This window comes from Pseudoxanthomonas sp. G3 (assembly GCF_057654715.1).
Genome location: NZ_CM172805.1, coordinates 3,839,670 through 3,861,255 on the forward strand (window position 1 = coordinate 3,839,670; position 21,586 = coordinate 3,861,255).

The 21,586-nt window shown below is 67.9% G+C and carries 23 protein-coding genes; 16 read left to right on the forward strand and 7 right to left on the reverse strand.

All coding sequences use genetic code 11. From position 1 onward, the window contains the following. Positions 1-3: 3 nt before the first annotated feature. A complete protein-coding gene (locus tag AC23D6_RS18460; protein ID WP_487750655.1) occupies positions 4-654 on the reverse strand; it encodes a YceH family protein in 651 nt (216 codons plus the stop codon). A gap of 114 nt (positions 655-768) precedes the next feature. Here AC23D6_RS18460 and AC23D6_RS18465 point away from each other — a divergent pair, with 114 nt between their 5' ends. The 5 genes from AC23D6_RS18465 (at position 769) to plsB (ending at position 6,781) form a co-directional block, all read left to right on the forward strand. After that, complete coding sequence (locus AC23D6_RS18465; protein WP_487750656.1) at positions 769-1,632, forward strand: 5'-nucleotidase, lipoprotein e(P4) family; 864 nt, start codon at positions 769-771, stop codon at positions 1,630-1,632. Continuing rightward, a complete protein-coding gene (gene pyrF / locus AC23D6_RS18470; protein WP_487750657.1) occupies positions 1,629-2,351 on the forward strand; it encodes an orotidine-5'-phosphate decarboxylase in 723 nt (240 codons plus the stop codon). Before AC23D6_RS18465 ends, pyrF begins: the two co-directional genes overlap by 4 nt. A 327-nt stretch (positions 2,352-2,678) precedes the next feature. Continuing rightward, complete coding sequence (locus tag AC23D6_RS18475; RefSeq protein ID WP_487750658.1) at positions 2,679-3,617, forward strand: hypothetical protein; 939 nt, start codon at positions 2,679-2,681, stop codon at positions 3,615-3,617. Between the two features lie 62 nt (positions 3,618-3,679). After that, entirely contained in the window at positions 3,680-3,994 is a 315-nt protein-coding gene (locus AC23D6_RS18480; protein WP_487750659.1) for an excalibur calcium-binding domain-containing protein, read from the forward strand. Between the two features lie 120 nt (positions 3,995-4,114). Beyond that, the gene (gene plsB, locus AC23D6_RS18485; RefSeq protein ID WP_487750660.1) at positions 4,115-6,781 is read left to right on the forward strand and encodes a glycerol-3-phosphate 1-O-acyltransferase PlsB; all 2,667 of its coding nucleotides are present in this window, start codon (positions 4,115-4,117) and stop codon (positions 6,779-6,781) included. A 6-nt stretch (positions 6,782-6,787) separates the two neighbouring features. On the opposite strand, the gene AC23D6_RS18490 is transcribed toward plsB, so the two are convergent. Beyond that, complete coding sequence (locus tag AC23D6_RS18490; protein WP_487750661.1) at positions 6,788-7,540, reverse strand: N-acyl amino acid synthase FeeM domain-containing protein; 753 nt, start codon at positions 7,538-7,540, stop codon at positions 6,788-6,790. A 248-nt stretch (positions 7,541-7,788) separates the two neighbouring features. Continuing rightward, on the reverse strand, positions 7,789-8,055 hold the full coding sequence (locus AC23D6_RS18495; protein WP_487750662.1) for a YdcH family protein: 267 nt from the start codon (positions 8,053-8,055) through the stop codon (positions 7,789-7,791). Between AC23D6_RS18495 and ttcA the strand changes: the two genes are divergently transcribed. From ttcA to AC23D6_RS18515, 4 genes are all read left to right on the forward strand, one after another. Then, the gene (ttcA, locus tag AC23D6_RS18500; protein WP_487750663.1) at positions 8,054-8,968 is read left to right on the forward strand and encodes a tRNA 2-thiocytidine(32) synthetase TtcA; all 915 of its coding nucleotides are present in this window, start codon (positions 8,054-8,056) and stop codon (positions 8,966-8,968) included. The genes AC23D6_RS18495 and ttcA overlap by 2 nt on opposite strands. Positions 8,969-9,131: 163 nt before the next feature. After that, positions 9,132-10,034, forward strand: a complete 903-nt coding sequence (locus tag AC23D6_RS18505) for a recombination-associated protein RdgC (protein WP_487750664.1) — start codon at positions 9,132-9,134, stop codon at positions 10,032-10,034. 38 nt (positions 10,035-10,072) lie between these two features. Beyond that, positions 10,073-10,861: a M48 family metallopeptidase gene (locus AC23D6_RS18510; RefSeq protein ID WP_487750665.1), complete on the forward strand. Its 789-nt coding sequence runs from the start codon at positions 10,073-10,075 to the stop codon at positions 10,859-10,861. Positions 10,862-10,956: 95 nt separating this feature from the next. After that, a complete protein-coding gene (locus tag AC23D6_RS18515; protein WP_487750666.1) occupies positions 10,957-11,544 on the forward strand; it encodes a hypothetical protein in 588 nt (195 codons plus the stop codon). Here AC23D6_RS18515 and AC23D6_RS18520 read toward each other — a convergent pair whose 3' ends face one another. Further along, positions 11,545-12,390, reverse strand: coding sequence for an alpha/beta fold hydrolase (locus AC23D6_RS18520; RefSeq protein ID WP_487750667.1), 846 nt, complete (start codon positions 12,388-12,390; stop codon positions 11,545-11,547). It abuts the gene before it with no gap. Further along, positions 12,387-13,352, reverse strand: a complete 966-nt coding sequence (gene hemH, locus AC23D6_RS18525; RefSeq protein WP_487750668.1) for a ferrochelatase — start codon at positions 13,350-13,352, stop codon at positions 12,387-12,389. Before hemH ends, AC23D6_RS18520 begins: the two co-directional genes overlap by 4 nt. A gap of 146 nt (positions 13,353-13,498) precedes the next feature. On the opposite strand from hemH, the gene AC23D6_RS18530 reads away from it, so the two are divergent. The 4 genes from AC23D6_RS18530 (at position 13,499) to tatC (ending at position 15,948) form a co-directional block, all read left to right on the forward strand. Further along, a complete protein-coding gene (locus AC23D6_RS18530) occupies positions 13,499-14,359 on the forward strand; it encodes a lipid-binding SYLF domain-containing protein (protein WP_487750669.1) in 861 nt (286 codons plus the stop codon). A gap of 81 nt (positions 14,360-14,440) precedes the next feature. Beyond that, positions 14,441-14,659 carry a Sec-independent protein translocase subunit TatA gene (gene tatA, locus AC23D6_RS18535; protein ID WP_487750670.1) on the forward strand — a complete coding sequence of 73 codons (219 nt, stop codon included), beginning with the start codon at positions 14,441-14,443 and terminating at the stop codon, positions 14,657-14,659. A gap of 24 nt (positions 14,660-14,683) precedes the next feature. Continuing rightward, entirely contained in the window at positions 14,684-15,196 is a 513-nt protein-coding gene (gene tatB, locus AC23D6_RS18540; protein WP_487750671.1) for a Sec-independent protein translocase protein TatB, read from the forward strand. Beyond that, on the forward strand, positions 15,193-15,948 hold the full coding sequence (tatC, locus tag AC23D6_RS18545) for a twin-arginine translocase subunit TatC (protein WP_487750672.1): 756 nt from the start codon (positions 15,193-15,195) through the stop codon (positions 15,946-15,948). Before tatB ends, tatC begins: the two co-directional genes overlap by 4 nt. A gap of 17 nt (positions 15,949-15,965) precedes the next feature. Here tatC and AC23D6_RS18550 read toward each other — a convergent pair whose 3' ends face one another. Beyond that, complete coding sequence (locus AC23D6_RS18550; protein WP_487750673.1) at positions 15,966-16,856, reverse strand: BPSS1780 family membrane protein; 891 nt, start codon at positions 16,854-16,856, stop codon at positions 15,966-15,968. A 30-nt stretch (positions 16,857-16,886) separates the two neighbouring features. Continuing rightward, the gene (locus tag AC23D6_RS18555) at positions 16,887-17,564 is read right to left on the reverse strand and encodes a glutamine amidotransferase (protein WP_487752681.1); all 678 of its coding nucleotides are present in this window, start codon (positions 17,562-17,564) and stop codon (positions 16,887-16,889) included. 132 nt (positions 17,565-17,696) lie between these two features. On the opposite strand from AC23D6_RS18555, the gene glyQ reads away from it, so the two are divergent. Genes glyQ through glyS form a run of 3 tightly spaced genes read left to right on the forward strand, consistent with a single transcriptional unit; the run spans position 17,697 to position 21,452 of the window. Continuing rightward, entirely contained in the window at positions 17,697-18,614 is a 918-nt protein-coding gene (gene glyQ / locus AC23D6_RS18560) for a glycine--tRNA ligase subunit alpha (RefSeq protein ID WP_487750674.1), read from the forward strand. Continuing rightward, on the forward strand, positions 18,611-19,267 hold the full coding sequence (locus tag AC23D6_RS18565; protein WP_487750675.1) for a glutathione S-transferase family protein: 657 nt from the start codon (positions 18,611-18,613) through the stop codon (positions 19,265-19,267). Before glyQ ends, AC23D6_RS18565 begins: the two co-directional genes overlap by 4 nt. A gap of 4 nt (positions 19,268-19,271) precedes the next feature. Further along, positions 19,272-21,452 (forward strand): glycine--tRNA ligase subunit beta, encoded by a 2,181-nt coding sequence (gene glyS, locus AC23D6_RS18570; protein ID WP_487750676.1) that lies wholly within the window; start codon positions 19,272-19,274, stop codon positions 21,450-21,452. Positions 21,453-21,586: the final 134 nt, after the last annotated feature.

The following is a 21,586-nucleotide window of genomic DNA, read 5'->3' on the forward strand; positions in this document are numbered from 1 at the left end:
CGCTCAGCCGGCGCGATCGGCGAGCAACTGCTCCATCTGCTCGCGCAGTGCGGCGACTTCGACTTCCAGGGTGGCGACGCGCGCTTCGAGTTCCGCATTCGCGGGTTCACCCGCGGGCGACGACGGTGCGCGCGCGGCGATGGCCGCGATGTCCACCGGCCCGCTCAGCAGATGCATGTAGCGATCTTCCCGCTGGCCGGGTCCGCGCGGAATCTGGACGACCAGCGCAGCGTCGCGCTGGATCAACCGATCGAGGTGGTGCCGCACATCGTCCGCATCGTTGAACCGGCACAGGCGTTCGGCGCGCGCGAGCAGCTCGTGCACCGTCTGCGCACCCCGCAGCGCAAGCAGGCCGAGCAGCGCGACCTGCTGTTGCGGAATGCCGAAGAACGCCGCAGTGCGGTGCTCGTAGCGTTCGGCGCGCGAGGAGAACACCTGTTTCGCCAGGCCCTTCTGCTCCAGCTGGCGCAACGCGTGGTTCACCGCACCCGGATCCAGCGCCATCACCGGATCGCGCGCGGTCTTCTGGTTGGCGGCGACCTGCGCGGCGTTGATCGTCAGCGGATAGGTGTCCGGCGTGGTCGCTTCCTTCTCGATCAGGCAGCCCAGCAGGCGGGCCTCGGCGGCATTCAAGACGGGCGTGGTGTCTTCCATGGGAACAGGAGATCGGTCAGAGGCCGGCAGGATAACCCGCGCACGCCACGTGACCGAACGATGGGCGTAACACCGGTCGGCTAGAATTCCCGCACCTTGAAGACCGGATCTCCCATGCGCGTTTCCCTGCTCGCCGCCGGCCTGGCGGCTTCGTTGCTGACCCTGTCCGCGTGCAAGCCCACCGAACCGGCGGTCACGCCGACCGGCGCGCACGACAACCTCAACGCCGTGGCCTGGGTGCAGACGTCGGTGGAATACCGCGCGATCACCACCCAGACCTTCCGCGCCGCCGCCGACCACCTGGACGTGGCGCTGAAGGAAAAGAACTGGGATGCACTGGTGCCGGACGAACGCGGCAACGCCGCCACCGGCCTGAAGCCGGCCGTGGTGATGGACGTGGACGAGACTGTGCTGGACAACTCGCCCTACCAGGCCCGCCTGATCCGCGACGGCAAGGAATACGACGAGATCAGCTGGGACCAGTGGGTGGCCGAGAAGAAGGCCAAGCCATTGCCAGGCGTGGTGGATTTCGCCAAGGCCGCGGCCGAGAAGGGCGTGACCATCCTGTACATCTCCAACCGCGCGGTGCACCTGAAGGAAGCGACGCTGGCCAACCTGCGTGAAGCGGGCCTGCCGGTGGCCGACGACAGCGTATTCCTCGGCCTGGGCACGGTGCTGGAAGGCTGCGAGCAGAACGGCTCCGAGAAGAACTGCCGCCGCCGCCTGGCCGGGCAGAAGTACCGCGTACTGATGCAGTTCGGCGACCAGATCGGCGACTTCGTCCAGGTGGAAGCCAATACCCGCGAGGGCCGCCAGGCCTTGTTCGACGAGTACGACGACTGGTTCGGCGAGCGTTGGTGGATGCTGCCCAACCCGACCTACGGCTCCTGGGAACCCGCGCTGTTCAACAATGCCTGGGACCAGCCGGCCGCCGCGCGCACCCAGGCCAAGCGCGACGCGCTGGACTACGCGCCATGAGCCGGGGCCCGGTCGCCCTGGCGCCGCGCGAGCGCCTGATCTTCGCGCTGGACGCGCCGTCCGGCGCCGACGCGCTGGCGTGGGTGGACCGGCTGGGCGATGCGGTGCAGTTCTACAAGATCGGCATGGAGCTGCTGGCCAGCGGCGACTACTTCACCGTGCTGGATGCCCTCGCCCGCCGCGACAAGCGGGTGTTCGTCGACCTGAAGTTCTTCGACATCCCGGCCACCGTCGCCGGGGTGATCCGCGGCCTGTCGCGCTGGCCGGTGACCTACGCGACCATCCATGGCTGGCATGCCGGCATGATGGAAGCGGCCGCCGCCGCACGTGGTGGCGACCTCCGGCTGCTGGCCGTGACCGTGCTGACCTCGATGGATGGCAACGATCTGCGGGCCATGGGCATCAATAGCGGCGAACCGGCCGACATCGTCGTGCAACGCGCATTGGCTGCACAGGCCTCTGGCATCGACGGCGTGATCTGCTCTGGCCAGGAGGCCGGCATGATCCGCGCCGCCACCGGCGCTGGCTTCTCCATCGTCTGCCCCGGCATCCGCCCGGGTGGCCCCGTAGGGGACGACCAGAAGCGCACGGTGGGCGTGGCAGAGGCCTTCGCCCTGGGTGCGGACGCTATCGTGGTCGGTCGGCCGATCAGCCAGGCCGCCGATCCGAAAGCCGCCGCGGAAGCAATTCAGGCCGAGATTGCGAAAGCCATTATTTAAAATCAATGGCTTATACGAAGTTATTTCAGGTATTGCCTTAGCATTCGGGCGCAGGTAGGCTGTGCGCATCCGGCCTTAGGGCCGGAGATGTGCCACAACACTTCGTCCTCCGGCTTCGGCCGGATTTCAGGGGACCCGCGGCGTCGCAAGACACCGGGTCCCCTTTTTTATTCCTGAGGAGTGAGTGGAGGGGTGAGGTGTGAGAAGAAGAGAAGTCTCCCTCGTTCCTCACGCCTCGCCACTCGCTCCTCGCCCAACTTGCGACGGCGATGCTTGCCGCCCCGCCCCGCCAGCCTTGAAGATGCGGAACGACTGGGGAGTCACCGCATGAAGCCGAAGCCCACCGCGTCCATCCTGCGCGCGCTGGCAGCCCTCGGGCTGTCGCTCGTCCTGCTGGCCGGCTGCAAGAAGCGCGAACCCGAGGAGCTCGCCGGCGCCGCCAGCGAGCCCGCGGCCGCCGTGCGCCAGCTCGCCTCGCACCTGCAGCGCAACGACCTGGTCGGCTTCGCGCGCGACGCCGTGCCCCCTGACGTGCATGCCCAGCTCGAGGCGGCCTGGCGCAGCGGCCACGCACGCTGGCCACTGACCGAGCTGCCGCTGGACGACAAGCTGGTGCCGATGCTGGCGGCGCTGTCCGCAAAGGATGCCGAACGCACCCTGCAGCGCAGCTTCGATCGCCAGTTCGCCCGCCAGGACCGCGACCTGCGCGAGGCGGCACGGACGCTCGGTCTGTTCGGCGTGCAATACGTGAAGAACGAGGGCGACTACACCCAAGAAGAACGCGACCACTACGCCCAGGTCGTCGCTGCCCTCAGCGATTGGGCGCAGCAGGCGCCGCTGGGCGATCCCGCCCTGGCCCGCGCCACCCTCGCCGGGCTCGCCCCCGCCGCCCGGCGCAGCGGCCTGACCAGCGACGAAGCCCTCAGCCAGGCCGGCATGCAGGCCAGCCTGCGACAGCTGACGCCGCTCTTCATCGAAACCAAGGCCACCTTCGCCCGCTACGGGCTGCCGCTGGACACGACCTTCGCCGACCTGCGTACCGGCCTGGTCCAGCAGCAGGGCGACACTGCCACGGTCCGCATCCATTACCCACTGGGCGAACACGAGATCGACACCGTGGTGAGCCTGGAACGCCGCGGCAAGCAGTGGTACCTGACCGATTACCTTCGGCATGCCGAAACGGCGCTGACGGCGGCTCAGGCCGATGCGGCGCCCGTGCCTTCCCCGCCCGAGAAAACGCCTGACGGCGACGCCAAGACGCCGTGAGGCAAGGTGCGCGCTCCGCGGTCCTTCGCGCATGGGTGGTCGGCGGGTCCATCGTCGCGATCATGGCTGCGCAGGCCCACCCAGGGGGCCTGAACACCGAGGGCTGCCACACCAACCGGAAGACTGGCGAATACCACTGTCACCGCGGCGCCGCTGCTCACAACGCCCCCGCGGCACGCCTACAGGAAGACGAACCCACCCTGTCCGCGCCGAAAGCGCCAGCGCGCGGGGACGCTCCGCTGAGTCGATCATTCCGTAACTGCGCCGAGGCTCGCGCTCACGGTGCGGCTCCGGTGCGGCGAGGCGAACCCGGCTATGGACCCCACCTGGATCGCGACAACGACGGCGTCGGCTGCGAGCCCTACCGGGGCCGCTAACTCCCACCCGATCAACGACTTGGCCGACGGCGGATTCCGCCAGCCAAGCGCAGCGTGCGGATGGCGGACGCGAACCGGCACCTGTAACCGCTTTCCAGCCGCCCACGGGCGTGGGCCATAATGCGGCCGATGCCTGAACAAGATCCCCTGCCGTTCCCGGATGCCCCGGCACCGACGCCCCCGGACAAGACGCCGGCGGGCACGCCTGCGCCCGGGACGACCGCCGATGACGCCGCGCCGCTGACCGCCGGTCTCCCGATGACGCCGCCCGTGCCGGCCCGCCAGGCCAAGCGCCCGCTATGGGCACGGCTGCTGAGCCGCCTGGCCGACCCGTGGCTGGCGCTGTCGATCGAACCCGACGCGCCGGTCGAACTGCTGGACGAGCGCCCCGTCTGCTATGTGCTGGAAGACTATGGCTTGTCCAACGCGTTGATCCTGGACCGCGCCTGCCGCGACGCCGGCCTGCCATCGCCGCTGTTGCCGCTGCCGGTGCCCGGCAACCCGCTGGGGCGCAAGCGCGCCTACGTGGCGCTGTCGCGCCGCAACGCCAGCACGCTGATCCCGGACCAGATCAGCGCCAAGACCCATTCCGGTTCGCTGGCCAAGCTGCTGCAGGCGCACCGCGCCAATCCGGGGCTGGATGTGCAGCTGGTGCCGGTGTCGATCTTCGTCGGTCGCGCGCCGGACAAGCAGAGCGGCTGGTTCTCGGTGCTGTTCTCAGAGAACTGGGCCATCGTCGGTCGCTTCCGCCGCCTGCTGGCGATCCTGCTCAACGGCCGCGGCACCATCGTGCGCTTCGCCTCGCCGGTGTCGCTGCGGAACACCGTCGACGAAGGCCTGGAGCCCGAGCGTACGGTACGCAAGCTCTCGCGCGTCCTGCGCACGCACTTCCACCGCATCCGCGAAGCCATCATCGGCCCCGACCTGTCCACCCGCCGCCTGCTGGTGGACCAGGTGCTGGCCGCCGAGCCGGTGAAGGAAGCCATCGCCGAACAGGCCAAGCGCGACAAGTCCAAGCCCGAGGAGGCATGGAAGAAGGCGCACGCCTACGCCTGGGAAATCGCCGCCGACTACTCCAACCCGGTGGTGCGCTCGGCCAGCTTCCTGTTGAGCCATGTGTGGAACCAGATCTACGACGGCGTGCTGGTCCACCACCTGGACAAGTTCAAGGAAGCCGCGCCCGGCCATGAAGTGGTCTACGTGCCCTGCCACCGCAGCCACATGGACTACCTGCTGCTGTCGTACCTGTTGTACGAACGCGGCATCGTGCCGCCGCACATCGCGGCCGGCATCAACCTCAACCTGCCGGTGGTGGGCACGCTGCTGCGCAAGGGCGGCGCGTTCTTCATGCGCCGCAGCTTCCGCGGCAACCCGCTGTATTCGGCGGTGTTCACCGAGTACGTCGCGCAGCTGGTCTCGGGCGGTTATTCGCTGGAGTATTTCATCGAAGGCGGGCGTTCGCGCACGGGCCGCCTGCTGGCGCCCAAGGGCGGCATGATCTCGATGACGGTGCGCGCCTTCCTGCGCCAACCGCGCAAGCCGGTGCTGTTCCAGCCGGTCTACATCGGTTACGAGAAGCTGCTGGAAGGCACCAGCTATCTGGACGAGCTCAGCGGCCGGCCGAAGGAAAAGGAATCCATCTGGGCCGTGCTGTGGGGCATCCCCAAGGTGTTGCGGCAGAACTACGGCCAGGTGGTGGTGAACTTCGGCGAGCCCATCCTGCTCAACGACGCGCTGGCCACGCATGCCCCCGCGTGGGACGGACAGCCGGTGGGCGAGGAAGAGAAGCCGGCGTGGCTGTCCGATACCGTGGATGCGCTGGCGCAGCAGATCCAGGTCAACATCAACCGCGCGGCGGACGTGAACCCGATCAACCTGCTCGCGCTGGCGCTGCTGTCCACGCCCAAGCACGCGATGGGCGAAGCCGACCTGATCGCGCAGATCGAACTGTCGAAGAAGGTGCTGGCCGAGCTGCCGTACTCAGAGCTGGTTACGGTCACGCCGCATTCGCCGGAGCGCATCATCGCGCACGCCGAGGAAATCAACATGCTGCAGCGGATCAAGCATCCGCTCGGCGACGTGCTGAGCGTGGACGGTGACACCGCCGTGCTGCTGAGCTACTACCGCAACAACGTGCTGCACCTGTTCACGGCCTCGTCCTGGATCGCCTGCTGCTTCCAGAACAACCGCCGCATGAGCCGCGCCGGCGTGCTCCGGCTCGGACGCACGCTGTACCCGTTCCTGCAGGCGGAGTTGTTCCTCCCCTGGACCGAGGACGAGTTCAACGAGCGCATGGAGCGCACCATCGAGGTGTTCATCCGCGAAGGCCTGCTCCAGCAGGTGAACGACGACGACGGCGGCATCCTGGCGCGCAGCGCCGGCCAGACCGACGAGGTATTCCGCCTGCGCGCGATCGGTCATTCGCTGCAGCAGGCGTTCGAGCGCTACTACATCGCCATTTCGGTGCTAGTGAAGAACGGGCCCGGCACGCTGGGCACCGCGGAATTGGAAAGCCTGTGCCAGCAGGCCGCGCAGCGGCTGAGCCTGCTGTACGCGCCTGCCGCACCGGAGTTCTTCGACAAGAGCCTGTTCCGCAGCTTCATCCAGAAGCTGCGCGAGCTGAAGCTGGTGTGGCCGGACGAGAACAGCAAGCTGGTGTTCGACGAGCGCCTGGATGCCTGGGCGCGCGATGCGAAGGCCATCCTCGGCCGCGAACTGCGCCACACCATCGAGAAGGTCAGCCCGGAAGCCGCGCGCCCGGCCGAACCCGCGCCGGCACAGGACTGAAGACGATCAGTCGGCGAGATTGAAGCTGCGCGTCAGCCACGCCTTGGCGGGCAGCGCACGCGCAGGGTCGCGTACCAGCCGGTGCAGCGGCGACCCGCATTCGGACAGGTGGGGCTCATCGTCCAGCACCAGCACCATGCGCAGCAGGTCCACGCCGCCGGGCAGGATCGCCGGCGGCAGGTACTCGCGGAACCCATAGTGTTCGAACACGCCGTGCAGGAACGGCTCGCAGGCCAGCAGGCAGAACTGGATGCGCGCCGCCTGCGCCCAGCGGTAGGCTTCCTCCATCAGCCGGTCCACCACCGCCTTGCTGCGCTGGTCGGCCTGCACGGCGAAACGTGTGCCCACGGCGACCTGCGCCAGCGGCCACATCCGCGCGAAGGCATCGATCTGGAACAGGCTGCCGTACTCCACCTGCACGGCGAGCGGCGAGAAGTCGTGCAGCCGCAGCGTGGCGATGGCCTGCGCGCCCTTTTCCACCGACAGCGTGGTGCCGCAGCCATCGAGGCCGTCGGCGACGCGCTTGCTGCGGTCGCCGGCCTGCCCCTGTTCGTGGAAGTACACCTCGCGCCGCAGGCGCGGCACATCGCCCAGCGGGTCGCCCGGCGCGATCCGTCGCACGCGCAGGCCCAGTCCGGCGGTCGCGTCTTCCACCGAGCCGGCCGCGGCCAGCGTTTCGCGCAGGCGCGGGTCCGTGCGATGACTGAAGGGTTTGTCCTGCTCCATGCCGCTCCCTCGCCACGGCGCGTGGGCGCGCATGGCTCGTCGTTGGGAACCGTGGCGCCGGCAGGACGGCATACGGTCGTGGTCGTCGGGGAATCCCCCACAGCCTTGACTGAAGCAAGCATCGGGCCAACTGTGCGCGAGCGGTGGAGCGGACACTGCACGGCGCGCTACACCCGGTTTTCAGTCACTTGGCGGGGGCAGCGCGCGGGCAGCGCCCCTCATGGACGGCCAGGGGTGACGCCCCGCGTCAGATTCAGCCGGCCCTGGAGCCGGCGCCGAGGTCAGGCCGGCTCGTCCGGGATCAGCGCGCTTTCGAGCCGCGCGATGCAGTCCTTCAGCCACAGTTTGCGCTTCTTCAGGCGCTTGATGGCGACCTCGTCGGCCTCGGCATCGTCGACCAGCTTCGCGATGGCGTCGTCGAGGTCCCGATGCTCCACGCGGAGTTCGGCGATCTTCTGGGCGACGTCGGCGGGGTTGCTGGCTTCCACCCGGCGAGCGTACACCGGCCGCGCCGAGCCCGTCACCGCGCCCCGGTACAATGGCGCCATGAGCACCGTCCTGCCCCTGCCCGACCCCATCCTGCGCCGTCCGGCCGCCGATCCGCGCCGCGCCGTGCACGAGCAGGGCAAGCTGGCCAAGCGCCTGCGCCGGCAGGTGGGCCAGGCCATCGCCGACTTCGGCATGATCGAAGACGGCGACAAGGTGATGGTGTGCCTGTCCGGCGGCAAGGACAGCTACACGATGCTGGACATCCTGTTGCAGCTGCAGAAGAAGGCGCCGGTGCGCTTCGAGCTGGTCGCGGTGAACCTGGACCAGAAGCAACCCGACTTCCCCGAGCACGTGCTGCCGGCGTACCTGGCCTCGATCGGCGTGGCGTACCACATCATCGAACAGGACACGTATTCGGTGGTCAGCCGGGTGATCCCGGAGGGCAAGACCATGTGCTCGCTGTGCTCGCGCCTGCGCCGGGGCGCGCTGTACAGCTACGCCGAGGAGCACGGCTTCACCAAGATCGCGCTGGGCCACCACCGCGACGACCTGGTGGCCACGTTCTTCCTCAACATGTTCTTCCACGCCAAGCTCTCGGGCATGCCGCCCAAGCTGCTGTCGGACAACGGCAAGCACGTGGTGATCCGCCCGCTGGCCTACGTGCGCGAAGACGATATCGCCGAGTACGCCGAGGCCAAGGCGTTCCCGATCATCCCCTGCAACCTGTGCGGCAGCCAGGAGAACCTGCAGCGCAAGCAGGTCAAGAAGATGATGGAGGCCTGGGAGCGCGAGACGCCCGGCCGCATCGAAACGATCGCCCGCGCGCTGGGCGACATCCGTCCTTCGCAGCTGAGCGATCCGAAGCTCTTCGATTTCCTCTCCTTGGGCCATCGCGATGGCGCCGCGCTGCCGGATGCCCGTGCGTGGCTGGCGGGCGAGCCGAACGCGGCGACGGTCGACGAGGGCATCTGAGCTCGCCACACCCCGCCGTCATCCCGTCGAAGGCCGGGATCCATGTTGCTCTCGCGCTTGGCAGGCACGCTGACAGCAGAAGCAGAATGGATCCCGGCCTTCGCCGGGATGACAGGCCAAGCAACAACACGCACTCCCCACTTACCGGACCCCTGATTCCCTGATGTTCTTCCGCAACCTGACCCTGTTCCGCTTCCCCACCACCCTCGATTTCTCCCAGCTCGACGAGCTGCTTCCGGAAGCCGCACTCAAGCCCGTCGGTCCGCTGGAGCTGTCCTCACGCGGCTTCATCTCGCCTTTCGGGCGCGGCGAAGAAGCGCTGTCCCACCGTATCAACGATGCGATCTGGCTCAGCGTCGGCGGCGAGGACAAGATCCTGCCCGGCGCGGTCGTCAACGATCTGCTACAGAAGAAACTGCTCGAGATCGAAGAGAAGGAAGGCCGCAAGCCCGGCGGCAAGACCCGCAAGCGGTTGAAGGACGACCTGCTGCACGAGCTGCTGCCGCGCGCCTTCGTCAAACCCTCGCGCACCGACGCGCTGATCGACCTGGAACACGGCTTTATCGCGGTCGATGCGTCGTCGCGCAAGACCGGTGAGAACGTGGTCTCGGAAGTGCGACGTGCGCTGGGCAGTTTCCCCGCCCTGCCGCTCAACGCCGAAGTCGCGCCACGCAGCGTGCTGACCGGCTGGATCGCCGGCGAACCGCTGCCGGAAGGCCTGTCGCTGGGCGAGGAATGCGAACTCAAGGACGCGATGGAAGGCGGCGCGGTGGTGAAGTGCCAGAACCAGGAGCTGCAGAGCGACGAGATCGCCAAGCACCTGGAAGCCGGCAAACAGGTCACCAAGCTGGCCCTGGTGCTGGACGATCACGTGTCGTTCGTCCTCGGCGAGGACCTGATCGTGCGCAAGCTGAAGTTCCTCGACGGCGCGGTCGACCAGCTCGAAAACGCCGAGCACGACGACCTGCGTGCGGAACTCGACGCCCGCTTCGCCCTGATGGCCGGCGAACTCAAGCGGCTGTTCCTGGTGTTGGAACACGCGTTGAAGCTCAGCAAGGCGGAGTGAGCGCGGCCTCCATCGCGTATCCCCGCTATGATGCACGCATGCCATCTGTGCTCCGCCGCCTGATCGCCCGCACGCCCCGCAGCGTCGAACGCGATACGGTCGTGCTTGAACTGGGAGACGGACGCTCGCTGGACGTGCAGCGCGTCCGCGATCCCCGCGCCAAGCGATTGAAACTGAGCGTCGACGAACGCGGGGCGAGGCTTACGCTGCCGTGGCGTGCCAGCCTGGTCTCGGGCGATCGCTTCCTGCTACAGCACCGCGACTGGCTAGCCGACCAGCTCGCGCGGCACGCGCCTGACGACGGCATCGCCGCCCTCGTTCCGGGCGTCACCTCGCAGCTGCCGCTACGCGGTGAAGATCTTCCACTGCATTGGCACGAAGGTCGCTTCACCCGCATCATGCGGCAGGAGGACGGCATCCACGTCGAGTTGCCTGCCCGCGCCACGCCGGCCACATTGCGACGGACGCTGCGCGCGTTCTACGAAGCCGAGGCACGTACCGACATCGGTCGCTGGCTCCCCGGCTATCTCACGGGCCTGCCGCGCGCGCCCCGCCAGATCCGCTTGAAGGTGATGTCGTCGCAATGGGGCTCGCTCGCGCCAGACGGCACGCTCACCCTGGACCTGGCATTGGTCCTTGGGCGCCCCTCGGCGTTCGAGTACGTCCTGGTCCACGAGGTCTGCCATCTGCTGCAGGCCAACCACTCGCCCGCCTTTTGGCGGGAAGTGGAGTCGCGGTTTCCGGCATGGCGCGAGGAGCGTGCGTATTTCCACGCCGAAGGCCGCCGGCTGAAATCCCGTCTGCATCGGCTGTTGACCATCGACTGATCGGCGCTTCGCGTTGCCGTGTCCTGCGCGGCAGGCACCTCGCGAATTGAAAGGGGCCGGCAGCCCGGCGCCAAATCCTTCGACCGGCCAACCTCATGTCCCTCACCGCTCCACGTACCTCCGCCGCTTTCGATGCCGACCCGGATGCCGGCCGCAGCGGCGAGCTGCCCGCGCTTTCGCGCTTCTCGCTGTACGCCCTGCCGGCGTCGGAGACCAGCGCCACGATCCAGGCGCGACGCGCGCTGATGAGCCGCAAGGGCGTGACCGTGGAAGAGGCGGCGGCGCGCGCGCGCGAACGGCGGCGCGAAGCCGGCAAGATGCGACGCATGGACCGCACGGCCTGGCTGCTGCTCGCCGGGATCATCAGCGGCGGAATGCTGGCGTGGCAGGGCAGCGCCCTGTCTTCGCAGGCCCTGTTGCTGGGCGGTTACGCCCTGTTCGCCCTCGCACTGGTGGCGTTGCTGGCGCGCGTGACACGGACGCGGGCGCGGTCGCCGTTGGACGCGTTCTACCTGCCGGACGAATTGCCGGCCACCGCTGAAGACATTGCTTTGTTGCGCCGCCTTGCCAACGAGGACGCGGAACTCGAGGTCGTCACCAACGCGTGGTGGCGCAACCAGGCCCCGATCCGCAAGAGCGACATCCGCCTGGCGCTGGACCTGCGCCGCGCGAAACTGGGCTGATCAGCCGCGCAGGAAGTCGCCGATCACCGCGGCGACCGCCGCCGGGTCTTCCATGTGGAGATGATGGGTGCCGGCGATGACATGCAGGCGGCCGTCCGGTAGCAGTCCCGCGCGCTGCGTGCGCAAAGGCTCCGGAAAGTAAGCCTGCGGCGGATCGGCATACACCACCGTCGTGGGACAGGTGATGCCGGCGACGAGGCGGGCAAGTTGCGGTTCGCTCAGCCGCTGCGGCGTGGGCAGCGTGAGCCGCGGATCGCTGCTCCAGACATACCCGCCGTCCACCTCGCGCACGCCGCGCTCGACCAGCAACCGCGCCGCGGGTTCGCTCAACTGGTTGGCCTGCATGCGGGCACGCACCGGCGCTGCGAGATCGGAGAATACGCGCAGCTTCTTGCCCGGCAGCGCGCGCGCCGCCGCGATGGCTTCGCGCCAACGGTCGGCGGTGCGTTCGACGGTCTCCGCCAACCCGCCCAGCGCTTCGATCACCACCAGGCGCCGCACGCGTTCCGGCACCGAGGCCGCCACCAGGCTCGCGATGCCGGCGCCCATCGAGTGGCCCAGCAGCGAGAACGTCTCCCAGCCCAGCGCATCGGCGATGTCCAGCACCGCGTTCACGGCCACGCCGCTGGTGTATTCGGCCCCGGGTGCGAGGTGGGCACTGGCGCCATGCCCCGGCAGATCGGGCGCAACCAGCTGCACGCCCGGAAGATGCGGCGCCAACGGAACGAAGCTCGCCGCGTTGTCCAACCAGCCGTGCAACGCGATGACGCGCGTGCCTTCACCTTGGGTGCGCAGGCCGGTGATGCGTCCCAGCGGGACCTGCAACTCGAAGTCGTGCAGCGTCATGGAGCCCTTTCGTCTGCCGCACCGCGCGCCAGCGCCGCAAGCGCATCCGCGTGGGCATCGCTGTCGTTGAGGCAGGGCAGGTAGCGCAGCTCGCCGCCGGCATGGGCGAATTCTTCCGCCAGACCAATGCCTACTTCCTCCAGCGTCTCAAGACAGTCGACAGCGAAGCCGGGGCAGACGACATCCACCTTGCGCACGCCCCGCGCCGCCAGTGCGCGCAGCGTGACGTCGGTCGCCGGTTCCAGCCAGCGCTCCTTGCCGAAGCGCGACTGGTAAGTCAGCGTCCACTGGCCTTCCTGCAGGCCCAAGGCCTGCACGATCGCGCGGGTACTGGCCTCGCAGCGCTGTGGATACGGATCGCCCTGGCGGGCCAGGCGCTGCGGCAGGCCATGGTAGGAGAACAGCAGGTGTTCGCCGGCACCGTGCTCGGCGCGCCAGGCGCGGATCGATGCGACCACGGCCGCGACCCAGCCGGCATCCACCGAATAGTCTTCGATGAACCGCACATCCAGGCCGGCCGCTTCGCGCGCCACCACGTCGCGCACCGATTCGGTGGTGGTCGTGGAGTACTGCGGATACAGCGGCAACACCACCACGGACCGCACGCCGTCGTGGCGCAGCGCCTGCAGGCGCGCGGCAATGGAAGGCTGCCCGTAGCGCATGGCGTCGCTGACCCGCCATCCCGGCAGCACGCGCTGGACTGCGGCGGCCAAACGCCGCGTGTAAACGGCCAGCGGCGAGCCTTCGCTCATCCAGATGCTGGCGTATTTCTCCGCGGCCTTCGGGCCGCGAATGGGCAGGATGATGAAGTGGAGCAGCGGGCACCACAGCCAGCGGCTCAATTGCACGACGCGGCGGTCGTGCAGGAATTGCGACAGATAGCGGCGCACGGCGGGCGCGGTGGGCGCTTCGGGGGTGCCGAGGTTGACGAGCAGGAGCGCAGGAGGCGGGGTGTTGGACATGTCCCTATTGTGGCAGAGCCCGACACGCCATCCGATGCCCGCCGCGCATGATCGGGAAGCTGCTCCGCGTCAGCACGGATTCATCTGTTCACGCCTACTTTCAAGCGCTTGCAGCAAACTGCTGCGCGACCTTCCCGGAGTCCGCCATGAACCGCACCTCCCGCCGCCTGTTGCTCCCCACCGCCCTCGCGCTGGCGGTCGCGCTGTCCGCCGGGCAGGCCATCGCCGGGCCGAAGGAAGACGAGCGTGCCACCAACGCGGTGCGGGTGCTCAACGAGATCCAGCGCATCCCGGAGAACGGGATTCCCGACAAACTGCTGGACGAAGGCAAGGCGATCATCGTCATCCCCGACACGTTGAAGGCCGGCCTGGTGATCGGCGGTCGCCGTGGCCACGGCCTGATGTCGGTGAAGAATCCCGACGGCAGCTGGTCCCAGCCGGTCTTCGTCAAGCTCACCGGTGGGAGCATCGGTTTCCAGGCCGGCGTGCAGTCCTCGGACGTAGTGCTGGTGTTCCGCAACGACCGTTCGCTGGACTCCATCGTCAACGGCAAGTTCACCCTCGGCGCCGATGCCGGCGTGGCGGCCGGTCCCGTAGGCCGCAACGCCAGCGCCGCGACCGACGGCCAGTTGAAGGCCGAGATCTGGTCGTGGTCGCGGGCGCGCGGCCTGTTCGCCGGCGTGGCCCTGGATGGTGCCGTGTTGCAGATCGATGACGAGGCCAACACCGCGGTCTACGGCAGCGCCGCCACCCCGCGCGCCATCTTCGAAAGCCGCGCCGGCCAGCCCTCCGATGCCGTGGTCGGTTTCCGTGACCAACTCGAAGAGGTCACCGAACTGGCGCGCGGCAACCGCGGCACGACGGGCAGCACCGCGTCGCAGGCCAGCGCGCCCGCGCCGGCTGTGGCGCCCGTCGTGGTGGAAGCCCCTGCACCCACGCAAACGCAGGGCTTCCAGCCGGTTCAGGAAGGCGAGGTCCGCACGGAACCGCTCGACGGCACCCCGTGACGGACGTCATGGGGTGCGGGTCAACATCCTCACCCCCGGGCTGCGCTATCCTGAGCGCCCCTACTTTTCTGCGAGCACACCATGGGCGGTTTGAGCATCTGGCATTGGATCATCGTGCTGGTGGTGGTGCTGCTGGTCTTCGGCACCAAGCGCCTGCGCAGCGCCGGCAAGGACCTGGGCGAGGCCGTGAAGGGCTTCAAGGAAGGCATGCGCGACGACAAACCGACGGGTCAGCTCGGCGACCAGTCCCGCAGTGAAGAATCCAGCGCCTCCAAAGAGCGCGACCGCGACGCCCCCTGATCCGGCGGAACCTCCGCCGCGACCATGTTCGACATCGGTTTCAGTGAACTGCTGGTCATCGCGGTCGTCGCGTTGATCGTGCTCGGCCCCGAACGCCTGCCCAAGGCGGCGCGGTTCGCCGGGCTTTGGGTGCGCCGCGCGCGCGCGCAGTGGTACTCGGTGAAGGACGAGCTGGAACGTGAGCTGGCCTCCGAGGAGCTGAAGCGCAATCTCAAGGATGCCCAGGACGCCCTGCGCGACACCGAGCAACGTATCCGCGACAGCGCGCGCGAGACCGAGCGCCAGTTCGAGGAAGTCCGCCAGGCGGCGCGCGATGACGCCAAGGCGTTGCGCGATGACGTCGAATCGGCCATCACGCCGCCCGCGCTGGCCAAGCCGCCGGCAACGGCGCCCGATCCGCAGCCGGCCATCGAGCTGGACGTGGAACGGCCGCTGGCCTCGACGACCGACACGCACGATGACGTGCCGGCGGATGACGCGCACGCGCCGGACGTCGGCACGACCGCGGACCTGTTCCCGCCGAAGGAATCGCGATGAACCGCGAAGCGCCGGGCCAGGACGCCGAAAGCAGCCTGATGGAGCACCTGCTGGAGTTGCGGACGCGGCTGGTGCGCGGCCTGATGGGGGTGGGTGTGGTGCTGCTTGCGCTGCTGCCGTTCGTGCGGCAGCTGTACGACCATCTCGCCCGCCCGTTGATTTCCCAGCTGCCCGCGGGCCAGGCGACGCAGATGATCGCGAGCGATCCTACGTCGGGCTTCTTCGCACCGATCAAGCTTGCGTTCTTCCTGGCGCTGTTCCTGTCCTCGCCATGGCTGCTGTACCAGGCCTGGAGCTTCGTCGCGCCCGGTCTGTACAAGCACGAGAAGCGGCTGGCGATGCCGCTGCTGGTGTCGGCGATCGTGCTGTTCTATGCGGGCTGCGCGTTCGCGTACTTCCTCGTACTGCCCAGCGTCTTCCATGCACTGACCGTGTTCACGCCGGACATCGTGACGCTGGCGCCCGACCCGGCGAAGTACCTGGACTTCGTGATGGTGATCTTCCTGGCGTTCGGCGTCAGCTTCGAGCTGCCCGTCGCCCTGGTCATCATGGTGCTGCTGGGCTGGGTGACGCCGCAACAGCTCCGTGAAGGTCGCGGCTACGCCATCGTCGGCGTGTTCGTCATCGCCGCGTTGATCACCCCACCGGACGTGGTGTCGCAGCTGATGCTCGCCGTGCCGATGTGCCTGTTGTACGAGCTGGGGATCGTGGCGGCGGGATGGTTGAAGCCCAAAGGCGCACCTGCCGCCTGAGCGGAGCAGCCGCCAGGTCAGGCTTCGATGTGGGCACGCGAATCGATGGGGGCGGCTCCGCGGCCATCCGGCGTGACGACTATCATCTGTCGCCACGCGTAGTAGGTTGACGCCACGTAGATCGGTAGCAGCACGGCCATCGCGAGTTGGACCAGCGGTCCCGCCAGCAGGCCCGCTCCTACCAGTTGCAACGTCGCGATCAATGCAGTCGCGCACACCGCTAGCACCATGCCTGCAATGATTGCCAGCAGATAGAACATGAGCATCGCCGTCCAGTTTCGTGCGCATGCCACGAAACTGTTGCGCAAGGCATCCACGGCGCGACGGCCCGAGAACACGATTTCAGGAACGACCAGGAAGATCAGCCACAGCATCGCCACAAACAGGGCGGGCAGTACCACCAACATCCAGAAGGTCAACCGGAACACCGGCAGGCCCTGAATCAAGGTCGGGTCGGCCGTCTGTCCGGCCTGTGCCAAGGCGGACATTTTCTGCATGACCTCGATCAACTGCTCGACCCCGGACGGACCTATCAGCAACGCTAGCGACAGGAACATCGCAGCAAACATACCGAGCTGAGGGACGAGGCTGCTCAACACCAGCGCCCAGCCGCGGCCATCGCGGGCAGGTTGCAGCAATAGACTGGGCGCAGCATGCCGACGCTGATCCAACTCACGGATCACCCACATCAATCCCCCCAGGAACAGCGGCTGCGCCAGCACCAGAATGACCTGCAGCACGACTCCCAGCGACGGGACGGCGAAAGCGATAACACTGGCGATCAAAGCCAGCGCCTGCCACAGCAGCGCCATGCCGATCAGCGGCACCGGCGCGCGCTTGAGCAGCGCAACGCCCGCCAGCAGCCATTCCGCGCCGGCACTGGCCGGCACCTTGTTGATCGTCGACATCAGGGGTTCTCTGGAAGGGTGCGGCGGGACTCAGCGCGCGTGCAGGCCGCGCGCGTGGCGGACGAACCGCCGCAATAGTTTGCGGGCTTGCGGCGCCGCCGTCACGCCGCGGGCGATGGTGCCCGGGCACCGGCCTTCGCTGCGCAGGTGCTCGGCACGGGCGTGCACATAGCCGCGCATGTGGTGGGTGGCGAATTCGGGATGGAACTGCACGCCCCAGGCGCGGTCGCGCCAGCGGAACGCATGGCAATCGTCCTGCGCCGAGCGCGCCAGCACGGTGGCGCCCTCCGGCGGTCGCGCCACCGTCTGCACGTGGGTGGCGTGTGCGGTGAACTTCAGCGGCAGCGCCGAGAACAGGGGGTCGTCCTGGGCGTGCGGATGCAGATCGATATGGACGGTGCCGGATTCGCGGCCGGCCGGGTTGTAGGCCACTTCGCCGCCCAGCGCATGCGCCAGCAACTGGTGGCCGTAGCAGATGCCCAGCAGCGGCAGGCCTTCGTGTGCAGCGTCGCGCAGCCATTCGGCGCTGCGCTCGCTCCAGTCGGCACGGTCGGTGACCATCGCAGCGGAGCCGCTGACGATGACGCCCGCGAAACCTTCCCGCTCCGGCAGCGCATCGCCGCGTTCGACGTTCGCCACCACGGTCTCGTGGGCGTCCAGGCCGGCGGCCACGCGGATCCAGTGAGGGAAGCCGCCATAGCGCCGCATCGAGGGCACCGGCTGGCCGGTTTCGACGATGAGGAAGGGGGCTTTCACAGGGGCATCCACGACGGCAAAGCAGCGGCAGGACAAGGGCTTGCCCGTATACTAGCCCGCTTTTCCGCAGTGCACGATAACGCCATGGCCGGACACACAATTTCACCGGTAACCTTCCAGGGCCTGATCCAGACGCTGAACCAGTACTGGGCCGAACAGGGCTGCGTCCTGATCCAGCCGCTGGACCTGGAAGTGGGCGCCGGGACGTTCCATCCGGCCACCTTCCTGCGCGCCCTTGGCCCGGAACCGTGGAACGCCGCCTACGTGCAGCCCAGCCGCCGCCCCACCGACGGCCGCTATGGCGAGAACCCCAACCGCCTGCAGCGTTACTACCAGTACCAGGTGGTGATGAAGCCCAACCCCGACAACCTGCAGGAGCTTTACCTGGGTTCGTTGAAGGCGCTGGGCATCGACCCGCGCGTGCACGATCTGCGCTTCGTCGAGGACAACTGGGAATCGCCGACGCTCGGCGCTTGGGGCTTGGGCTGGGAGGTCTGGCTCAACGGCATGGAAGTCACCCAGTTCACCTACTTCCAGCAGGCCGGCGGCCTGGAGTGCCGCCCGGTGCTGGGCGAGATCACCTACGGCCTGGAACGCCTCTGCATGTACCTGCAGAACGTCGACAACGTCTACGACCTGGTCTGGACCATCGGCCCGCAGGGCGTGGTGACCTACGGCGACGTGTACCACCAGAACGAGGTCGAGCAGAGCACGTACAACTTCGAGCACGCCAACGTCGAGGAGCTGTTTAAACGCTTCGACGCGTACGAGGCCGAAGCGTTCAAGCTGGTCGAGGCCGGCCTGCCGCTGCCGGCCTACGAACAGGTCACCAAGGCCAGCCACAGCTTCAACCTGCTGGACGCGCGCCGCGCCATCTCCGTGACCGAACGCCAGCGCTACATCCTGCGCGTGCGCAAACTGGCGCAGGCGGTGGCCGAGGCCTATCACGCGCAGCGCGAGAAGCTGGGCTTCCCGGGGCTGAAGCGGGATAGCGCCGCGTGATCCTGATCGGCATGTTCGATTCGCCGTTCGTGCGCCGCGTCGCCGTGGCGATGGATCTGCACGGCGTCCCGTTCGAACACCGGAACTGGTCGGTCGGTCGCGACTTCGACCGGATCCGTGAGTACAGCCCGCTCGGGCGCGTGCCCGTGCTGGTGCTCGATGACGGCGAAGCGCTGACCGAGTCGGCGGTGATCCTCGATTGGCTGGACGGCCAAGCCGACACAGGCGCCTCGCTGCTGCCACCGCATGGCGCGCAGCGCCGGCAAGCGCTGAAGTTGGTCGGTTACGCGACGGGCGCGGTGGAGAAGGCGCTGCTGCAGGTCATGGAACGCGTGTTTCGTCCGGCCGAGAAGAGCCACCAGCCGTGGCTGGATCGCTGCCGTGCGCAGATGCATGGCGCGCTGCACGTGCTCGAAGCCGCCTGCCTGGACGCCGGAGATACCGACTGGCTGGTCGGCGACCGCATCGGCCTGGCCGACATCACGCTGGCCTGCTACTGCACCTACGTGCGCGATGCGGTGCCGTTCCAGCTCGACGAATTCCCGGCATTGTCCGCGCGCTTGGCGCGCTACGAGGCGTTGCCGGTGCTGAAGAAATACTACGTGCCGTTCGATGCGCCGGTGACCGGTGCGGCGGCCCCCGCGAAGGATTGAACCGATGAGCCAGACCTCCTCCCTGCTGATCGAACTCGGCACCGAAGAATTGCCGGTCAAGGCGCTGCCCGGCCTGGCGCAGGCCTTCTTCGACGGCGTGATCGCCGCGCTGGAGAAGCGCGGCATCGGGTTCGCGCGCGGCGATGCCAAGCCGCTGTACACGCCGCGTCGCCTGGCGGTGCTGCTGCCGGCGGTGGATGTGGAACAGCCCGAGCAGAAGTCCGAAGTGCTGGGCCCGTATCTCAATATCGCGCTGGACGCGAACGGGGCGCCGACCAAAGCGCTGGAAGGCTTCGCCGCCAAGACCGGCATCGACTGGACCGCGCTGGAACGCACCACCGACGGCAAGGGCGAGCGGTTCGTCCATCGCGCGGTGAAGCCCGGCGCGAAGACCGCTGACTTGCTGGCCGACGTCGTGCGCGAGGCGATTGCCGGCATGCCGATCCCGAAACCGATGCGCTGGGGCGCCCATGAGTACGCGTTCGCGCGGCCGGTGCACTGGCTGGTGCTGCTGCTGGGCAAGGACGTGGTGCCGGCCGAGGTGCTGGGCGTGACGTCCGACCGGATGAGCCGCGGCCATCGCTTCGAACACGACAAGCCGGTGTGGATCAACGACCCGGGCGATTACGTGATGGCGTTGCAGGGCGCGAAGGTGCTGGTCGACCCCGACGCCCGCCGCGCCCGCATCATCGCCGAAGTGGAGAAAGCCGCGACGCAGGCCGGCGGCACCGCGCGCGTCACCGACGACAACCTCGAGCAGGTGGTCTGCCTGACCGAGTGGCCGTCGGCGGTGCTGTGCAGCTTCGAATCCGCGTTCCTGGCCGTGCCGCAGGAAGCGCTGATCGAGACGATGGAAATCAACCAGAAGTTCTTCCCGGTGCTGAGCGACGGCGGCAAGCTGACCGAGCATTTCATCGGCATCGCCAACATCGAATCGCAGGATGTCGCCGAAGTGCGCAAGGGCTACGAGCGCGTGATCCGTCCGCGCTTCAGCGATGCGAAGTTCTTCTTCGACGAGGACCTCAAGCAGGGCCTGGTGTCGATGGGCGATGGACTGAAGACGGTGACTTACCAGGCCAAGCTCGGCACCGTCGCCGACAAGGTGGCGCGCGTGGCCGCGTTGGCCGAAGCCATCGCCGCGCAGGTCGGCGCCGATCCGGCGCAGGCGCGTCGCGCCGCCGAGTTGGCGAAGAACGACCTGCAGTCGCGCATGGTCAACGAGTTCCCCGAATTGCAGGGCATCGCCGGCCGCCACTACGCCATCGCCGCGGGCGAGCCGAAGGAGATCGCGCTGGCCATCGACGAGGCCTACCAGCCGCGCTTCGCCGGCGACGACATCGCGCTGTCGCCGCTGGGCAAGGTGCTCGCGATCGCCGAGCGCCTGGACACGCTGGCCGGCGGGTTCGCGGCAGGGTTGAAGCCGACCGGCAACAAGGACCCGTTCGCACTGCGGCGGAATGCGTTGGGATTGGCGCGGACAGTGATCGAGAGTGGATTTGATCTAAATCTAAAAGAGCTGCTCAGTAAAGCGAGACATGAGGTCAATGTCAGCTCTTCGGGTAGTCGGGTACTAAAGAGGATCGACGCCGTCGAGAAAGCGAAAGAGGCTGGCGCATATCTCCCGGATCCCGTTGAAAGCGAGGCACATCTGTCACTTGCTCAACCGGGGCAAGACAACGAACTCTACGACTTCATCCTCGATCGCCTGCGCGGTTACTACGCCGACAAGGGCGTGCCCGCCGCGCACTTCAACGCCGTCGCCGAACTGAAGCCGGCCTCGCTCTACGACTTCGATACGCGCCTGGACGCCATCGGCACCTTCGCAACGCTGCCGGAGGCCGAGGCACTGGCCGCCGCGAACAAGCGCATCGGCAACATTCTGAAGAAGGCCGATATCGCTATTCCGCATGCGATCGACCGCTCGCTGCTGAACGATCCGGCCGAGGCCGCGCTGGCCGAAGCGGTGGAAGCCGTGCTCGGCGAGACCGACGAGGCGCTGCATCACCACGACCACGTCACCGTGCTGAACCACCTCGCGCGGCTGCGCCCGCAGGTGGACGCCTTCTTCGACAGCGTGATGGTGAACGCGGACGACCCGGCCGTGCGCGCGAATCGGCTGGCGCTGCTCAAGCGCCTGGCCGACCGCTTCCGCGCCGTGGCGGCGATCGAGCATCTGTCGAGCTGACGGCTGTTTCCTTCTCCCCGCATGCGGGCGAGGGACCACTTCACACTCGGCATTCATCCTCGTTTCGCATGAACAATGCTGCGCGGGATCGCAGCGCACCTTCACCGCGCTTAACCCGCACCGGTTATCCTGCC

What these genes read in the sequence shown, in the direction of transcription:
- plsB (WP_487750660.1), top strand. Translation starts at nt 4,115, where the DNA reads ATGCGGCCGATGCCTGAACAAGATCCCCTGCCGTTCCCGGATGCCCCG.
- AC23D6_RS18490 (WP_487750661.1), bottom strand. Translation starts at nt 7,540, where the DNA reads ATGCGCGCCCACGCGCCGTGGCGAGGGAGCGGCATGGAGCAGGACAAA.
- AC23D6_RS18530 (WP_487750669.1), top strand. Translation starts at nt 13,499, where the DNA reads ATGAACCGCACCTCCCGCCGCCTGTTGCTCCCCACCGCCCTCGCGCTG.
- tatB (WP_487750671.1), top strand. Translation starts at nt 14,684, where the DNA reads ATGTTCGACATCGGTTTCAGTGAACTGCTGGTCATCGCGGTCGTCGCG.
- glyQ (WP_487750674.1), top strand. Translation starts at nt 17,697, where the DNA reads ATGGCCGGACACACAATTTCACCGGTAACCTTCCAGGGCCTGATCCAG.
- AC23D6_RS18495 (WP_487750662.1), bottom strand. Translation starts at nt 8,055, where the DNA reads ATGGCGCCATTGTACCGGGGCGCGGTGACGGGCTCGGCGCGGCCGGTG.
- glyS (WP_487750676.1), top strand. Translation starts at nt 19,272, where the DNA reads ATGAGCCAGACCTCCTCCCTGCTGATCGAACTCGGCACCGAAGAATTG.
- AC23D6_RS18555 (WP_487752681.1), bottom strand. Translation starts at nt 17,564, where the DNA reads ATGCGGCGCTATGGCGGCTTCCCTCACTGGATCCGCGTGGCCGCCGGC.
- AC23D6_RS18475 (WP_487750658.1), top strand. Translation starts at nt 2,679, where the DNA reads ATGAAGCCGAAGCCCACCGCGTCCATCCTGCGCGCGCTGGCAGCCCTC.
- AC23D6_RS18505 (WP_487750664.1), top strand. Translation starts at nt 9,132, where the DNA reads ATGTTCTTCCGCAACCTGACCCTGTTCCGCTTCCCCACCACCCTCGAT.
- AC23D6_RS18510 (WP_487750665.1), top strand. Translation starts at nt 10,073, where the DNA reads ATGCCATCTGTGCTCCGCCGCCTGATCGCCCGCACGCCCCGCAGCGTC.
- AC23D6_RS18515 (WP_487750666.1), top strand. Translation starts at nt 10,957, where the DNA reads ATGTCCCTCACCGCTCCACGTACCTCCGCCGCTTTCGATGCCGACCCG.
- AC23D6_RS18480 (WP_487750659.1), top strand. Translation starts at nt 3,680, where the DNA reads ATGGCTGCGCAGGCCCACCCAGGGGGCCTGAACACCGAGGGCTGCCAC.
- pyrF (WP_487750657.1), top strand. Translation starts at nt 1,629, where the DNA reads ATGAGCCGGGGCCCGGTCGCCCTGGCGCCGCGCGAGCGCCTGATCTTC.
- AC23D6_RS18465 (WP_487750656.1), top strand. Translation starts at nt 769, where the DNA reads ATGCGCGTTTCCCTGCTCGCCGCCGGCCTGGCGGCTTCGTTGCTGACC.
- hemH (WP_487750668.1), bottom strand. Translation starts at nt 13,352, where the DNA reads ATGTCCAACACCCCGCCTCCTGCGCTCCTGCTCGTCAACCTCGGCACC.
- tatC (WP_487750672.1), top strand. Translation starts at nt 15,193, where the DNA reads ATGAACCGCGAAGCGCCGGGCCAGGACGCCGAAAGCAGCCTGATGGAG.
- AC23D6_RS18460 (WP_487750655.1), bottom strand. Translation starts at nt 654, where the DNA reads ATGGAAGACACCACGCCCGTCTTGAATGCCGCCGAGGCCCGCCTGCTG.
- tatA (WP_487750670.1), top strand. Translation starts at nt 14,441, where the DNA reads ATGGGCGGTTTGAGCATCTGGCATTGGATCATCGTGCTGGTGGTGGTG.
- AC23D6_RS18550 (WP_487750673.1), bottom strand. Translation starts at nt 16,856, where the DNA reads ATGTCGACGATCAACAAGGTGCCGGCCAGTGCCGGCGCGGAATGGCTG.
- ttcA (WP_487750663.1), top strand. Translation starts at nt 8,054, where the DNA reads ATGAGCACCGTCCTGCCCCTGCCCGACCCCATCCTGCGCCGTCCGGCC.
- AC23D6_RS18520 (WP_487750667.1), bottom strand. Translation starts at nt 12,390, where the DNA reads ATGACGCTGCACGACTTCGAGTTGCAGGTCCCGCTGGGACGCATCACC.